Genomic DNA, 14,815 nt, shown 5'->3' on the forward strand with positions numbered 1-14,815 from the left:
AAACAGGCAGGGAATCCCTCAACGGGAGATTCCCTGGGGGGTTCGGAGCGCCTCTCTCGTAGCGCGATGCGATGAGATCAGAGAGCCTGAAAATCCGACGCCAAGGGGATCGACCTCGTTTTCCAGGTCGAGAAAGGGCGCCGGATTTCCAGGCTATTCTTTGCCGAACTTCGCCCAGAACGCGGCCCAGTACTGGGGATGCTCGCGCTGCGATTGCTTCACGAGAGCGCGCACGCGCTCCCAGCCGGACTGGCCCTTGGGCATGACCGGAGCGGGGATGGGCTTTTCGCGCAGGAGCTGCACGAGCGCGGCCTGGTCGCGGCGGTAGTCCGCGACGAGCTTCTGGAAGGCGGGCGACTTCGCGGCGGCGCGCAGGTACTGCAGGTCCCCGCGGGCGCGGGGAGAGCGGAACACCGCGACCATCCGCTGGAGCTCCTTGATCGTGCCGAGGATCTCCTTGAGCTCCTCCGGCAGGATCTTCGACATCGTGTCGATCTCCTCGCGGAGGTTCTTGAGCTCCGCCGCATGGCCTTCCTTCGTCGAGAGGATCTCGAGGGCCGCGCGGGTGCGCGGTATCTGCTGCGCGATCTGCTCGCGCACGGAAGCCGCCTCCTCCTGGAGGAGGGCGATGCGCGAGGAGTAGGCCCGCACGGGGTCGGACATCTCGTCGATGTCGAGATACTGGGAGTAGCCGCCCGCCTTCAGGCCCTCCCAATAGCCGTCGGGGTCCTGAGCGAGACTCCGGGCGTCCTCGGTCGAGCCCGTCGCCTTCCCCTTGTTGGTCCGGACGGCGACGAGGTAGCCCGTCTGGCGCGCGCGCTGCTCGTTGATGAAGGCGAGCGAGAAGGCCTCGGCGGCCTCGGGCGTGATGCGCTCCACCTGCGCCTGGTTGACGAGGTGGCGGAACTCGTGGGCGATGTTGGCGGCGACGTACTGGATGGCGAGGTCGCGGTTCTCGAACTCCAGGTACTTCGAGTTGAAATAGTAGGCGTACTGGTCGGGGACGACCATCCCGTGCGTGCCGTTGATGTCCTCCATCTCGCCGTCGTGGAAGATCGTGCTGTCCGCGAAGTCCTCCGGCATGATGGTGACCTTCCTGCCGCCGCGCGTGTACTCGTCGACGAGCTGGCGCAGCACCTCGCGCCCCTCGGGGGCCGTCTGCATGAGGTCGAAGCAGGCGCGCAGGAAGTCCTGCCAGCCCGCGGCCTCGCCGGGCCTATGGGGGCGGAACTCCCCCTTCATGTCCTTCTCGTAGCTCCGCGCCTCCTCGGGCGAGGCGAAGCGCACGACGCGCTCGACCTCGGACCACGGGACCGCGTCGGGCGAGGTCTGGCGTCCGGGGCGCAGGCGCGCGGACTCCGGGACCCGCGCGTCGCCGAGCCGGGCGAAGGCCGCGACGGGAAGCCCCTCGGGAGCGGGGCGGGAAGCGTCGAAAGTGCGGCCGATGCGGCTCGAAGCGGCCTCGTCGGAGACGCGCTCGCCGCGCGCGGGAGCGAGTTCGGCGGAGGCGCCCCTGAGCGAGGCGGCGATGGCCTCGGTCGGGGCGGTGCGCTCCTCGATGGCGCGCTCAGCGGAGGCCGCGTGCTCCGCCGACGGGGCGGTGCGGAGCTGCGCGCGCGCGGCGGCGGGAACGGCCTGTACGGCGCTCGGGACCGCGGCCGCGGACGCCTGGGCCGCCGGCACGGCGGCCGCGTGGGTGTCGGCGGAGAAGCGGGGAGCGGCGGACGGGACGCCGGCCGCGGGCAGGGAGAGGTTCGAGAGCGTCGGGACGCCGAGCGTCGGCGCCAGGGTCCCGGCCGGAGAGAGCGAAGGGACGACCGGCGCGGGGAGGGCCGTCGCGACGGGCGCGGTGCGGATCGAAGTCTGCGCGACGGGCTGGGCGCCGACGAGGGCCGGGAGGAAGAGGAGAGCGAGGGCGGCGGCGCGCGGGGCTTTCATTCCATAAGGATGCGCCGTTTCCACCCCCCCGCCTGAGCCGGAGTACCCCTTCCGGCGTGGGCCCGAAGACCCCCCGATAAAAGGAAGAAGGCCTCCCCTTGCGGAGGAGGCCTTCTTCCTTTAAGTTATAATCTCGGCGGTTCTTTCTACTTCCTCTTCGGCAGCGCCTTGGTGTTCGAGATCACTTCGTCGATGACGCCGTAGGCCTTCGCCTCGTCGGCGGAAAGGTAGAAGTTCCGCTCGGAGTCCTTCTCGACCTTCGCCGGGGTCTGTCCGGTGTGCTTGGCGATGATCTCGCAGAGGATCTTCTTCGTCTTCGACATCTCCCGGGCCTCGACCTCGATGTCGGTGGCCTGGCCCGAGATGCCGCCGCCGGAGATGAGCGGCTGGTGGATCATGATGCGGGCCTGCGGCAGGGCGAAGCGCCGGCCCTTGGTGCCGGCGGCGAGCAGCACCGCGCCGAAGGACATCGCCATGCCGATGCAGATGGTCGTGACGGGGGCCTTGATGTACTGCATCGTGTCGTAGACGGCCAGCCCCGCGGTGACGAGACCGCCGGGCGAGTTGATGTAGAGGTTGATGTCCTTGGTGTTGTCTTCGCTGTCGAGGTAGAGGAGCTGGGCGATGAGGATGTTGGCCGAGTCCGTGGTGACCTCGCCCTCGTAGCCGCCGACGAAGATGATGCGGTCCTTGAGCAGACGCGAGTAGATGTCGTAGCCGACCATGGCGCCCTGGTTGGCGCGCTCGATGACCTGCGGGATGATGTAGGGCATGATGTGGACCTCGTCGTGAGACAGTCTCCCCGGAGGGAGCGCCGCTATTAAACATTTTTCGGCATCGATATACCAATGAGCCCGCGGGACCGCCGCCTCTACGCCTTCTTCGTCGCCACCTACCTCGCCGAGGGGCTCATCGGCGTCGCCTACGAGCCCATCTACTTCCTCCAGAAGGACGTCCTGCGCCTGACCCCCTCCCAGAGCGCCGCGTTCACGCTCGTCATGACGCTGCCCTTCCTCGTGAAGCCGCTGCTGGGGCTCCTCACCGACGCCGTGCCGCTGCTGCGCCGCCGGCGTCTGCCCTACATCGTGCTGGCCGCGGGCGCCGCCTCGGCCGGCTGGGCCGCGCTCGCCCTGCTCGGAGAGTACCGCTACGCGCCGACCCTCTTCCTGCTGACGGCCGTCAACGTCGGCATCGCCTTCGCCGACACCCTCTGCGACGGCGTCATGGTCGAGTGCGGCAGGCCCACCGACCAGACCGGACGCTTCCAGGCCGTCCAGATCGGCACCCTCTACGCGAGCCTCCTCGCCGCGGGGCTCGGCGGCGGCTGGCTGGCCGAGCACGCGTCCTACAAGGCGGTCTTCGGCCTCACCGCCCTCTTCCCGCTCCTCATCCTCCTCTCCGCGCTCGGCCTGCGCGAAGACCCCGCGCCCGCCCCCGCGGAGCAGGCCCGCAAGACCTGGGCGAGCCTCTCCGGCCTCGTGGGGAGCAGGGCCTTCTGGGCCTGCTGCGCGCTCATCTTCCTCTTCAGCTTCAACCCCTTCCTCGGGACGCCGATGTTCTACTTCCAGAGCGGCCCCCTCGCGTTCTCGAAGATGACCATCGGCGCGCTGACCTCCGTCTCCGGCCTCTTCGGCGTGCTCGGAGCCGCGGTCTTCGGACGCTTCCACAACACCGACGGCGCCTTCTTCGGCCGGAGCGCGCGCCTCGACACGCCGACCCTCGTGCGCGCCAGCCTGCTCGCCGGCGCCGCCGTCGCGCTCGCCCACCTCTTCTACCGCGGGATCGTCAGCGCCTACCTGCTGACGGCCCTCTACGGGACCCTCGGGGTCTTCATGCGCCTGGCGCTGATGGACCTCGTGGCGAGGATGAGCCCCGAGCACGGCGAGGCGACCGCCTTCGCGCTCTTCATGGCGGTCTTCAACCTCGCCGCCCTCGCCTCGAACACCTTCGGCGGCTGGGTCTACGAGCACGCCGCCGCCGGGGCCGGGGCCTCGTCGGCGATGAACCTCCTCGTCGTCACCGGCGCGCTCTGCACCGGGGCGGCGTGGGCGTTCCTGCGCTGGATCCCGGAGGCCGGCCTGCGGCCCGCGCTCCGCGCGGGGGAGGCGGTATGACTCCGAAGGATTTCCTGGAGACCGTGGGCCGGCGCGCGGGCGTCATCGTCCCGCTCTCGGCGCTGCGCACGCGCCGCGACCTCGGCATCGGCTACATCGGCGCGCTCGACCCCTTCTTCGACTGGATGGAGAGCGCGGGCCTCAGCGTGCTCTCGCTGCTGCCGCTCAACGACCTCTCGCCGCTCGACTCCTGCCCCTACTCCGCCATCAGCGCGCTCGCGCTGGACCCCGCCTACGTCTGCCTCCAGGAGGTCCCCGAGATCAAGCACTCCCCGGAGGCCTGCCGGCGCCTCGACGAGACCGCCGAGTCCCGCGAGGCCGAGCTCTGCCGGCGCGCCGACCACGTGCATTTCGGCGACGCCCGCGCGCTCAAGATGCGCCTCCTCGAGGACGCCTACCGCCGCTTCGAGGAGAAGGAGTTCGACCGCGACACCCAGCGCGCGCACGAGTTCCTCGCCTTCGTCGCGCGCAACCGCTGGCTCAACGACTACGCGCTCTTCAAGACCCTCAAGGAGGAACGCGGCTGGGAGGCCTGGCACCACTGGCCCGAGGGCCTGCGCGAGCGCGATCCGCGCATGCTCTCCGACTACCGGGTCAAGCACGCGCACCGCATCCGCTTCCACCAGTACGTGCAGTGGCTGCTCTTCACGCAGTGGCGCGCCGTGCGCGAGCGCGCCAACGCCCGCGGCATCCTCCTCTTCGGCGACCTCCCCTTCGGGCTCTCGCGCGAGAGCGCCGAGGTCTGGTCGCGCCGCGAAGACTTCGACATCGCCCTGAAGATGGGCGCCCCGCCCGACCCCTTCAGCGAGACCGGCCAGGACTGGGGGCTGCCCGCCTACCGCTGGGCGCAGATGAAGGAGCGCGGCCACCTCTTCTGGAAGGCGCGCCTGCGCCAGGCCGCCGAGCTCTACGACCTCTACCGCCTCGACCACGCCATCGGCTACTTCCGGACCTGGGTCCTGGAGAAGGACCCCCAGCACGGCCGCTTCGACGTCGAGCCCGAGTCGGCGCAGTCGCTGCGCGGCGAGGAGTTCATGCGCATGGCGCTCGAGGAGTCGGGCCGTTCGAGGCCCGTGGCCGAGGACCTCGGCGTCATCCCCCCCTTCCTGCGCGAGGTCCTCCCCCGACTCGGGATCCCGGGCTACAAGGTCGCGCGCTGGGAGCACCTCGAGGACAACTGGCGCTTCAAGGACCCGAAGGACTTCCCTCCGCTCTCGATGGCCGTCGCCGGCACCCACGACACGGAGCCCCTCGCTTCCTGGTGGGAAGGCATCCCGGACGACGAGCGCGGCCGCTACTGGGAGATGGTCGTCGGGCATCCCGAGCCCGCGCCGCCCTTCGCCGGAGCCCACGAGGCCCTGCTGCGCTCCCTCTACGGGGCCGGCTCCGCGCTCGCGCTCCTCCAGTTCCAGGACGTGCTCGGGACGAAGGAGCGCGTCAACGTGCCCGCGACGGTCGGCGAGCACAACTGGACCTACCGCGTCCCCTGCGCGGCCGAGGACCTCGTCGTCTTGCCGCAGTTCGTCGAGGGAGCGCGGCGCCTCAAACGGCTGGCGGCAGAAAGTGGACGCCTCATCAAGAAGAATTAGGGCGTCCACTTTCCGCCCCCTCACCCCCAAACCCCCTCTCCCGGCATGGCGGGAGAGGGGGTTTGATTATCCCGGGGAAACAGGCTAGAATCACGACAACATGCCGAACTGGGAGAAGATCTGCGCCGTCGCCGAGATACCCCCGGGCACCCGGAAGCTGTTCCCCCTGAGCGCCCTCGACATCCTCGTCTTCAACACCGGCAAGCGCTTCTACGCCACCGCCGCCGAGTGCCCCCACCTCGGGGAGAGCCTCATCGACTCCGAGCTCCAGGGCCACGTCGTGCGCTGCAAGAGCCACGGCTACAAGATGGACCTCGCCGACGGCAAGTGCGTCAACGACGCCGAGCTCGGCCTCCCGGTCTTCCCCGTCGAAGTCCGCGACGGCGACGTCTGGGTGAAGTTCTAACCTCGCTCCCCCTCGGCCGGAGAAGGGCATTGCCCCGCATCCCCACCACCGTCAAAGGCCGCAAATCCCGCGACATCCTGCTCGACAAGGCCGCCCAGGCCTTCGTCCGCCGCGGCTTCCACGCGACCTCCATCGCGCACGTCCTGCGCGAGGCGGAGATGGCGGGCGGGAGCTTCTACCAGTATTTCCGGGACAAGGAGGACGTCTTCCGGGCGCTCACGGAGCGCATGCGCGAAGGCTTCCTGCGCACCCTCGGCGACGAGCGCGCTCCCGCGGTCGTCTGCGAGCGGCTCTTCGACTTCTTCGAGGCCTACGGCCCCGAGTACCAGGCCTTCCGCGAGACCGAGTTCATGAGCGTGGAGGGTTCCTGCCGGGCCTTCTACACCGAGGCGATGTCGCGCCTGCAGGAGCTCCTCTCCATCGACGAGCCCACCGCCTGGGCCTTCTTCGGAGCGCAGAGCATGGTCGCCGTGCGCTTCGGCATCTGGCGCCGCCGGCGCGTGAGCGCTGCGACGCGCTCCGCCTTCACGACCATCGCCCTGCACGGGATCGCCCGCACGCCGACCGAGCGCTGGAAGGACCTCTCCCTCCCCCATCCGTGGACGGAGATGGCGGACCCCTCTCCGACGACGAAGGGCGAGCGGACCCGCCACGCCATCGTGGGGGCCGCGCGGGAGCTGTTCGCGAAGAAGGGGTACGCCCTCACCCACGTCTCCCACATCGCCGCGGCGGCCGGCACGGCGCAGGGGACCTTCTACGTCCACTTCCGAAGCAAGCGGGAGGTCCTCGCATGCATCGTGGAGGAATACCGCCGCCGCCTGCTCGACGGGGCCCTCCAGGTCACGACCGGGGTCACGGACCGGCTCGAGCGCGAGCGCTGCGCCGCGATCTACTTCCTGGACTTCGCGAGGAGCGTCCACGGCCTCTACCGCATCGTGCGCGAGGCGGAGTTCGCGGAGCCCGAGATCGGGCGCGGGCACTACCTCTGGATCGCCAAGGCCAACAGCGTGCGTCTGCGGGAAGCCATGGACAAGGGACAGCTCCGGCGCACCGAGCCCGAGGTGATGGCCTGCTTCCTGATGGGGATCCTCGTCTACGCCGGCATGCGCTGGGCGCTCTGGGGAGAGAACAAGATCCCCGCCGAAACGATCCGCCGGACCCTGCGCTTCGAGATGAACGGGCTCCTGGGCCGCTGAGCCCCGGGCCCCTCGCTCAACCAAGGAAGCCCTTGAGCACCCGCACGAGTTCCGCGGGGTCCTCGACGTTCCCGCAGTGCCCGCAGCCCGCGAGTTCCAGGAAGCGTCCTCCAGGCAGCAGCGACGCCAGCTTGCGGGAGTCGTCCTTCGGAAGCAGGCCGTCGTGCTCGCCGTGCAGGACCAGGACCTGCTGTCGAAGAGAGCGCAGGGGCTCCGTGAGGTCCAGCCCCTCGAGCGACTCGAGCACCCAGGTCCCCAGCGAACGGACGGCCCTGCAGGCGTCCTCGGCCACGACCTCCCGGAAGAACGCGCTCTGCGGGTCGACTCCCCGGATGGTCGAGCCGATGACCGTCGCCGTCAGCGCCCGGTCCGACGCCATGGCGCGGAAAGCGGCCTTCATGTCCTCCCCGAAGCGGATGCCCGCCGCTCCCACGGAATCGAGCAGTGCGGCCTTTCGGACGCGCTCGGGCGCGAGGCACATGAGCGAGAGCGCGATCGCCCCGCCCGTGGAATGGCCCACGACGTCGGCCTGCGCGACCCCGAGGTGATCGAGGAGCCGCAGCTGGTCCCCCGCGAGCGTCTTCATGAGCATCTCTTGGGGCGCACGCGGGTCCGACGACTTCCCGCAGCCGCGCCAATCGGAGAAGATCAGCGAGCCGACCGGCTTCCCTGCCGGGAGGCTCTTGCGCCACTCGCCGAGCAGGGGATGCCACCAGCGGCTCGACGCAAGGTTCCCGTGGAGGAACAGCACGTCGACCGGCGCGAGGCCTTCGTGCACTTCGTAGTGCATCCTGGAGCCGTCGGGAAGGAGGAGTTCGCTCATGATGCCGTGAATCTACCAGATGCCCCGCGCCCGCGCAACCTCCGGGCCCCCGAGAAGCCGGGTCCCCGGGCCCAATCGGAGATAGGCCGTAAAACGACGGCCCGGGCGCCCGGGGACCCATCACCTTCCCGGGCATCCTCATCTATCATCCCCCTTAGATGTGAGAACCGAGTCAGTTTTCACATACTGAGCATGGAGGCGCGATGTTCCTGACGCAGACGATGAGGTCGCTGCTGGTGCTCCTGACGATGCAGACGGCGGCGTGGGCCCAGGGCCGGGCGGTCTCGGCTCCCGTGAGCGCGCCCGCGGCCGCCGCCCCGGTCGCCCCGCCGGTCGTGCCGGACCTCACGCTCTTCTTCGGCCTCTCAGGCCTGCGGCTCTCCCCCGGGCCCTTCGGCATCCCCCTGACGCCCGCGCCTCAGAGCGTCCCGCCGGCTCCGCTCGCGGCGCCGAAGCCCGCCGCCGCCGCCGCGAAGGCCGCCCCCGCGGTCCGAGCCGCCCGTACGAAGGCCGCCAAGACCGCGCCGGCGGCCGCTAAAGAGGAAGGGGCCGGGACGCTCTCCTCGCTGGGCGCTCTCGAAGAGACCGGGCGCAAGCAGGGGGAGGACGACTCCCGGGACCGTTCGGGCGAGAGTCTCAGCGCCGAGGCTTCCCGGCGCTTCGACGGTACCGCTGCGCGCGAAGAAGCCGCGCCCGCGGTCGCCGCGGACGCTCCCCGGGAAGCCGGCTCCTGGAGGAACGCCCTCTTCGCGAGCCCCGCGGGCGGAGACATCCGCTACCGCTTCCGCATGCCCGAGCGGTCCCAGGGACGCGTCCCCACGGTCTTCGTCGGCGGTCTGGCTCTGGCCGAGAGCTTCGAGCCTTATTTCCAGACCGAGCCCGCCCGGGCCGGACAGTTCGTCCTCTGGCTCCGCGGACTCGCCCCCACGGAGCTGGGACCCCGGACGCAGATGCTGGACGCGGATACCCGGGACCTCGCCCGCCTCATCGTGACGGCGGCGCGGGAGAGCGGGAGCGAACGCGTCGACCTGGCGCTGCACTCCTACTCCACCCTGCTCTTTCAGAGGATGCTGGCCCTCCATGAGGACCCGGAAGTCGCCGCGGCGCTGAAGCTGCTGCGCGGCGCGCACGTGAGCGCCATCACCGGCTCCACGCACTACGACCACACGGAGTACGACGTCGGACTCGAGTTCGTCTTCCGCAAGAAGCTCGCGGAGGCCATCGTCTCCATGCAGGACATGCGCGACGGGATGTCGAAGCTGCTCTGGTCGATGAGCCGATGGAACCCCTTCCTCCTGCCCATGGCCTACTCCTTCGAGTTCTACAACCGGCTCAAGGAGCTCATGATCCTGCGGGCGAGCGGGAAGAGCATCGCCGACCAGCTCAAGACCCACCTGAAGGACCCGTGGGCTCCCGACATCGACCCGATCCGGCTCAAGCTCCTGGCTCAGCTCGAAGAGGCCTGGCGGCAGAAGGAGTGGCAGAAGGCCTCCCTGCTGAGGACCGTCGACATGCACGCGCTCGAGTTCACGCCGCAAGACGTGCAGCGGCTGCGCGCGCTCGGGATCCGCCTCGATGTGATCATCGCCAAGGACGACCAGGTCCTGCCGTGGGCCCTCCAGAGGGACCTCCTGGCCCGCTTCGGGATCGAGACGCCCAAGGAGACTCCGCCGCCCGGCACCGTCTACGCCGACCGCGAAGGGACCGTCCGCGCGCAGGTCGTGGATTCCGACCATTACTTCCCGCTGAGGGAGCCGGGACAGCTGAAGGAAATCCTCGAAGGGCAGCGGTAGACTTCCCGCCTCCCCTTCGGGAGGAGGGCGGGAGAGGTTGAAAAGCAGAAGGCCCGCGAGAGCGGGCCTTCTGCTTTCGAGAATCAACCGAATCGAATAACGAGCGAATCCCCCCCCACCCCGCCCTCCCCCGCAGGGGAGGCAGTAGGGAAATGGAAGCTCGCGTTTCCCTAGATACCCATCCGTGCCAGGATCACGCAGATACCGTCGATGGTCTGCACCAGCGTGAGGTGGGTGGCCTCGAACTTCTTGGCGGAGGCGGTCAGGCCCTTGAGCGCGTGCTCGAGGCCCTCGGGGGTCTTCTCCTTGCGCGCCGCCTCGTGGGCCGCGAGCTCGGCGAAGCCGGCGATGCTGCGGGCGTGCTCCCCGTGGGTCGAGGAGAGGGCCTGGACCTCTCCGCGCAGGGTCTGCAGCAGCGCGAGGAGCTCCTTCTTCTTCCCGCCCTCGGTGGTCTCGATGCTCCGGACGGCGTTCTCGATGCGCTTGAGCGTCTCTTCGGTCATGATTTTGCTCTCCTCACCGAAACTCCTTCACTGTGGACTCCTTTTCGCCATTTCCCGATTGTTCTCGAAGAGTTTTAAGTTTTGTGCCGATATCCTGCATCGTTTTCGTAAGTCGCTCCTTCCAAAGTTCGCCCAATTTGGACCCCGCCAATTGCGGGAATACCACCGACAAAATTGCCGTCCTAAACAATTCTGAATGGAGCTCAACGACCTTATCACCGAGGACTCTTATGCTGCCTTCTTTTTCAAGAGCCGAAAGGTATTGATATGCGTTGGCGAGACCGTAGGCTTCTTTGCAGTCCCTAACCAATTCACTTTTGCTCAGCCTTGGACCGAACAATGCCAGCACATTGAGGATCTTCTCGTGTCCGGTTTGTTTCCCCGTGAAGGAATACATCCTGGAGAAGTCCTTCTCTTGAAGTTCTGTCGCAGTCTTATCAATTGCCTTCACCCAATCGTCATTCTCAATGTTGCCATTGGAGTCCAAATCTACAAGATGGTGCCCCACAACTTGAATCGAATGAGGATATCCCCCTGTCACCGCTATGTTGCGCTCGAGAGCATCTTTGTTCCAAACAAGTTCGGCATCCCCAAACCCTTTGATAAGCACTTCTGCGGCTTCATCAAGAGGCATTACCTCGAGCTTTACGGGATCAAACGCTCGACGCGCAGACTCGTCCCCGGCCATGAAATCATCAAAAGCTTTCTCAAGCCCAATCAGCATGAACGAGACGTTCCCGAGCCGCTTAAAATCCAGCGTGCTCAATATACCGCGCAAAGTCGGTGCCGCGATGTCGATATCTCCCACGTTTTGGAGCTCATCTATAACGATGAGGATTCCATCTCGTTTATCATCGGCCTCAGCCTCGCGCAAGGTCGCGACCAAATTTGACAGAATTGAAATCGCCTGATCCCGCAGGATAACACGCTTTTCCGCAGGCTGTGCGTCGACGCTGGCAGAGACCCCAAAAGCTCCCAAGGAAAACTTTCCGTTTTTGAACAATGTCCCCAACCGATCTCCAATTTTCCCAAGCCACGAGAATGGAACCTCATCCGTCAAACTGTTGAGCGCCGATTCAAGTACGCTCTCGAATGATTGGTTGCGAACGACCGGATAATATGCGACCACAAAGTTCAGATTGAAAAGTTTTGGGTTTTTGCTTTTCGCTACATCACCAATAAGACTCGCCAGCGCCGATTTCCCAATCCCCTTTTCACCAAAAACAAAGAAGCTGCTTGCGCGACCCAACTTCGTTTCGGACAGTTTCCTCAAAACCGTCAAGGCCTGTGTTTTCCTTCCAGCGAACAACGCTGGCGGGACAATTCCGTTCGGATTAAACGGATTTGATTTTGCATTCATTATATATCACCAGTAGTTCGCCATATAATCGCATGTTTTTAAATATAACGCCATAGTTTTTATCGATTTCTCATAGTTTCCAATATTGTAGCACCAACAACAAATAATCAAACAGAATGAGAAGAAAGTAAAAAACTTACCTAATAATAGGAGGGCAGACGATTAGACAAGGCTTCGAGCGTCTTCCCTTCGGCGTCCTTCTTCGAGAGGACGGGGTCCTGGATGGGCCAGCGGACGGCGAGCTGGGGGTCGTTCCAGCGGATGCTGACGTCGCTGGCGGGATGGTAGAGGTCGCTGGCCTTGTACTCGACCTGGGCGCGCTCGCTCAGGACGCAGTAGCCGTGGGCGAAGCCCGGCGGGATGTAGAGCTGGCGGAAGTTCTCGGCGGAGAGCTCGAAGGCCTCCCATTGCCCGAACCAGGGCGAGCCGCGGCGCACGTCGACCGCGACGTCCCAGACCTTCCCCTCGACGACGCGCACGAGCTTGCCCTGCATGTGCTCGAGCTGGAGGTGCAGGCCGCGCAGGACGCCCTTCGTCGAGGCCGCGTGGTTGTCCTGGACGAAGTCGACGGCGATGCCGCCGGCGCGGTACTTCTCGCGCTGGTAGCTCTCCATGAAGAAGCCGCGGGGATCCTTGAAGACGTCGAGTTCGACGAGGACGACGCCGGGGATGGAGGTCGTCTGGAACTTCATTTCCCGATAAGACGCAGAAGGTACTGCCCGTACTCGTTCTTGCGCATCGGCTCGGCGAGCTTCTCGAGCTGGGCGGCGGAGATGTAGCCCAGGCCGTAGGCGATCTCCTCGAGGCAGGCGACCTTGAGCGCCTGGCGCTCCTCGATGACCTGGATGTAGGTCGAGGCCTGGAGCAGGGCCTCATGGGTCCCGGTGTCGAGCCAGGCGAAGCCGCGCCCGAGCTTCTCGACGTGGAGGTCGCCGCGCTGGAGGTAGACGCGGTTGAGGTCGGTGATCTCGAGCTCGCCGCGCGGGGAGGGCTTGAGCTCCCGGGCGATGCGCACGACGTCGTTGTCGTAGAAATAGAGTCCGGTGACCGCGTAGGAGGAGCGGGGCTTCGCCGGCTTCTCCTCGAGCGAGACGGCCCGGCCGTCGGGACCGAACTCGACGACGCCGTAGCGCTGGGGGTCGCGCACCTGATAGGCGAAGACGGTGGCGCCCTTCTCGCGGGCGGCGGCGCCGAGCAGGGCTTCGGGGAGGCCGTGTCCGTAGAAGATGTTGTCGCCGAGGACGAGGGCGGCGCGCTCCTTGCCGATGAAGTCCGCCCCGATGTGGAAGGCCTGGGCGAGCCCCTCGGGCTTCGGCTGGGCGGCGTAAGCGAAGCGGACGCCGAGCCACGCGCCGTCGCCGAGGAGGCGCTTGAAGGAGTCCTGGTCCTCGGGGGTCGTGATGATGAGGATGTCCCGGATGCCCGCGAGCATCAGCGTCGAGACCGGGTAGTAGACCATCGGCTTGTCGTAGACCGGGACGAGCTGCTTGCTCAGCGCGCGCGTCAGCGGATAGAGCCGCGTGCCGGAGCCGCCCGCGAGGACGATGCCCTTCACGCCTGGTGCCCCTCGCGCAGGAGGTCGGAGAGCGTCTTGACGGGCTGGAAGGTCCAGAGCGGGACCTCCACGAAGAGGGTGATCCAGCGGGCCATGCCGCCGTTCCAGAGCCCGGGATGCTCGAGCACGCGGATGGGCTGTCCTTCCCAGGTCTTCTCGCTGATGAAAACGGCGGCGGGGTCCTGGAAGCGCTTGAGATTGAAGGGCTCGCCGAGGTAGTCGCGCAGAGCGCAGACGACGTCGACGGGGTTGAAGTGGGTGGCCGAGGCGTGGACGGCCTTCTGGTCGTCCTTGGGCGCGACCTGGGCCCGCTCGACGATCTGAGGCGCCACGCCGTCCTGCCCCTTGACCCAGAAGGGCCCGCCGCCCGGCTCCCCGGTGTTGGGGACGACGCCGCAGACGCGCAGGGGGCGGTCGAGCCGGTCGATGAGGAAGGCCCGGCGCACCTCGCGGGTGAAGCCGTCCCAGCCCTCGGGACGCGGGATGAAGAGCCGCCGCTCGGCGAAGCGCAGGGCTTCGTCGAGCGCCGTCTCGTCGGCGGCCTTCGAGTAGATGCGCGCGAGATAGTCGTGGAGCTTCTCCTCGATCTCGACGAGGAGCCCGGACAGCGCGAGCTTGTAGCGGTTCGACTGCTCCTTCAGGCGGTCGGGGGAGACGTTGTCGATGTTCTTGATGAACACGATGTCGCCCTTGAGCGCGTTGAGGTTGTCGAGCAGCGCGCCGTGGCCGCCCGGCCAGAAAAGGGGCTTGCCCGAGGGGGTCCGGAAGACCGAGCCGTCGGGAGCGGCGGCCACCGTGTCGGTCGAGAGCTTCTGCACCGAGAAGGTGACCTCGAAGCGCACGCCCAGGCGCTGCTCGTGCCGGGGAGCCGCCTCGGCGAGGAAGGCTTCGAAGCGCCGGCGGCTGTCGGGCGGGAGCGTGAAGTGGACGCGGCAGACGTCGGAGCGGTCGCGCACGTAGGCGGCGGCCTCGATGAGGTGCTCCTCGAAGGCCGTGCGCGAGCCCTCGCCCGCGCGGTGGAAGGAGAGCAGGGCCTTGGGCAGGTCGGCGTAGCCGAGGCCCTTGGGTCCGAGCAGGAGCTCGGCGATCTCGCCGTAGCGCTTCTCGGCGGCCAGCTTGTCGATGGACTGCCCGGCGCGCTTGGCCTCGTCGCGCAGGGTCCCGTAGAAGGCGAAGCGTGAGACGTCGCGCAGGCAGGCCTCGGCTTCCTTGAGCTCGGAATCGCTCGGCGCGAGCTCGCCGCGCAGGACCTGAAGGGCGTGGAACATCCGGCTCGCCCGGCCCGAGGCCGGGACGAACTTCGTCATGCGCCCGGCCAGGCGCGAGCGCTCGGCGCGCTCGACGCAGCGCTCCATCGCCTCGTCGTCGAGCTTGAGGACGCCGTCGCCGGGCGTGCAGGGGCGGTCGAGCTCGGCATAGCTGGGGCCCCGCGAGAAGAGCTCGAGCTGGCGCGCGAGCTCCGCCTCGGGGATGCCGTGCTCCTGGACCGCTTCCACGTCGCGTTCGGTCGTCATCATCGCCTCAAGGGCGCTATCTTA

General features: G+C 67.3%; 13 protein-coding genes. 5 read left to right on the plus strand and 8 right to left on the minus strand.

Going from position 1 to position 14,815, the window contains the following annotated elements:
• Positions 1-153: 153 nt before the first annotated feature.
• Positions 154-1,938, minus strand: coding sequence for a hypothetical protein (locus tag WC969_09980; protein ID MFA6030172.1), 1,785 nt, complete (start codon positions 1,936-1,938; stop codon positions 154-156).
• A 146-nt stretch (positions 1,939-2,084) separates the two neighbouring features.
• A complete protein-coding gene (locus WC969_09985; GenBank protein MFA6030173.1) occupies positions 2,085-2,711 on the minus strand; it encodes an ATP-dependent Clp protease proteolytic subunit in 627 nt (208 codons plus the stop codon).
• A 75-nt stretch (positions 2,712-2,786) separates the two neighbouring features.
• Here WC969_09985 and WC969_09990 point away from each other — a divergent pair, with 75 nt between their 5' ends.
• The 4 genes from WC969_09990 to WC969_10005 all read left to right on the plus strand — a co-directional run bounded on the left by WC969_09990 (position 2,787) and on the right by WC969_10005 (position 7,243).
• Complete coding sequence (locus WC969_09990) at positions 2,787-4,052, plus strand: MFS transporter (protein MFA6030174.1); 1,266 nt, start codon at positions 2,787-2,789, stop codon at positions 4,050-4,052.
• Positions 4,049-5,641: a 4-alpha-glucanotransferase gene (malQ, locus tag WC969_09995; GenBank protein MFA6030175.1), complete on the plus strand. Its 1,593-nt coding sequence runs from the start codon at positions 4,049-4,051 to the stop codon at positions 5,639-5,641. The genes WC969_09990 and malQ overlap by 4 nt, the downstream gene beginning before the upstream one ends.
• 100 nt (positions 5,642-5,741) lie before the next feature.
• On the plus strand, positions 5,742-6,047 hold the full coding sequence (locus tag WC969_10000) for a Rieske (2Fe-2S) protein (GenBank protein MFA6030176.1): 306 nt from the start codon (positions 5,742-5,744) through the stop codon (positions 6,045-6,047).
• A gap of 29 nt (positions 6,048-6,076) precedes the next feature.
• A complete protein-coding gene (locus WC969_10005; GenBank protein MFA6030177.1) occupies positions 6,077-7,243 on the plus strand; it encodes a TetR/AcrR family transcriptional regulator in 1,167 nt (388 codons plus the stop codon).
• 16 nt (positions 7,244-7,259) lie between these two features.
• Here the strand turns inward: WC969_10005 and WC969_10010 are convergent, their stop codons facing one another.
• Positions 7,260-8,066, minus strand: coding sequence for an alpha/beta hydrolase (locus tag WC969_10010; protein MFA6030178.1), 807 nt, complete (start codon positions 8,064-8,066; stop codon positions 7,260-7,262).
• A 203-nt stretch (positions 8,067-8,269) separates the two neighbouring features.
• On the opposite strand from WC969_10010, the gene WC969_10015 reads away from it, so the two are divergent.
• Positions 8,270-9,859, plus strand: coding sequence for a hypothetical protein (locus tag WC969_10015; protein ID MFA6030179.1), 1,590 nt, complete (start codon positions 8,270-8,272; stop codon positions 9,857-9,859).
• A gap of 170 nt (positions 9,860-10,029) precedes the next feature.
• Here the strand turns inward: WC969_10015 and WC969_10020 are convergent, their stop codons facing one another.
• The 5 genes from WC969_10020 to WC969_10040 all read right to left on the minus strand — a co-directional run bounded on the left by WC969_10020 (position 10,030) and on the right by WC969_10040 (position 14,794).
• A complete protein-coding gene (locus WC969_10020) occupies positions 10,030-10,362 on the minus strand; it encodes a DUF4404 family protein (GenBank protein ID MFA6030180.1) in 333 nt (110 codons plus the stop codon).
• 13 nt (positions 10,363-10,375) lie between these two features.
• Complete coding sequence (locus tag WC969_10025; GenBank protein ID MFA6030181.1) at positions 10,376-11,722, minus strand: AAA family ATPase; 1,347 nt, start codon at positions 11,720-11,722, stop codon at positions 10,376-10,378.
• Between the two features lie 140 nt (positions 11,723-11,862).
• Positions 11,863-12,414: a dTDP-4-dehydrorhamnose 3,5-epimerase gene (gene rfbC / locus WC969_10030; GenBank protein ID MFA6030182.1), complete on the minus strand. Its 552-nt coding sequence runs from the start codon at positions 12,412-12,414 to the stop codon at positions 11,863-11,865.
• Positions 12,411-13,277 (minus strand): glucose-1-phosphate thymidylyltransferase RfbA, encoded by an 867-nt coding sequence (rfbA, locus tag WC969_10035; GenBank protein MFA6030183.1) that lies wholly within the window; start codon positions 13,275-13,277, stop codon positions 12,411-12,413. Before rfbA ends, rfbC begins: the two co-directional genes overlap by 4 nt.
• Entirely contained in the window at positions 13,274-14,794 is a 1,521-nt protein-coding gene (locus tag WC969_10040) for a DUF4301 family protein (GenBank protein ID MFA6030184.1), read from the minus strand. Before WC969_10040 ends, rfbA begins: the two co-directional genes overlap by 4 nt.
• Positions 14,795-14,815: the final 21 nt, after the last annotated feature.

The organism is Elusimicrobiota bacterium (genome assembly GCA_041660925.1).
Classification (GTDB): Bacteria; Elusimicrobiota; Elusimicrobia; order UBA1565; family UBA1565; genus JBAZUV01.

What these genes read in the sequence shown, in the direction of transcription:
- WC969_10040 (MFA6030184.1), bottom strand. Translation starts at nt 14,794, where the DNA reads ATGATGACGACCGAACGCGACGTGGAAGCGGTCCAGGAGCACGGCATC.
- WC969_09990 (MFA6030174.1), top strand. Translation starts at nt 2,787, where the DNA reads ATGAGCCCGCGGGACCGCCGCCTCTACGCCTTCTTCGTCGCCACCTAC.
- WC969_10000 (MFA6030176.1), top strand. Translation starts at nt 5,742, where the DNA reads ATGCCGAACTGGGAGAAGATCTGCGCCGTCGCCGAGATACCCCCGGGC.
- WC969_10020 (MFA6030180.1), bottom strand. Translation starts at nt 10,362, where the DNA reads ATGACCGAAGAGACGCTCAAGCGCATCGAGAACGCCGTCCGGAGCATC.
- WC969_10015 (MFA6030179.1), top strand. Translation starts at nt 8,270, where the DNA reads ATGTTCCTGACGCAGACGATGAGGTCGCTGCTGGTGCTCCTGACGATG.
- WC969_09980 (MFA6030172.1), bottom strand. Translation starts at nt 1,938, where the DNA reads ATGAAAGCCCCGCGCGCCGCCGCCCTCGCTCTCCTCTTCCTCCCGGCC.
- WC969_09985 (MFA6030173.1), bottom strand. Translation starts at nt 2,711, where the DNA reads ATGCCCTACATCATCCCGCAGGTCATCGAGCGCGCCAACCAGGGCGCC.
- WC969_10010 (MFA6030178.1), bottom strand. Translation starts at nt 8,066, where the DNA reads ATGAGCGAACTCCTCCTTCCCGACGGCTCCAGGATGCACTACGAAGTG.
- malQ (MFA6030175.1), top strand. Translation starts at nt 4,049, where the DNA reads ATGACTCCGAAGGATTTCCTGGAGACCGTGGGCCGGCGCGCGGGCGTC.
- rfbC (MFA6030182.1), bottom strand. Translation starts at nt 12,414, where the DNA reads ATGAAGTTCCAGACGACCTCCATCCCCGGCGTCGTCCTCGTCGAACTC.
- WC969_10025 (MFA6030181.1), bottom strand. Translation starts at nt 11,722, where the DNA reads ATGAATGCAAAATCAAATCCGTTTAATCCGAACGGAATTGTCCCGCCA.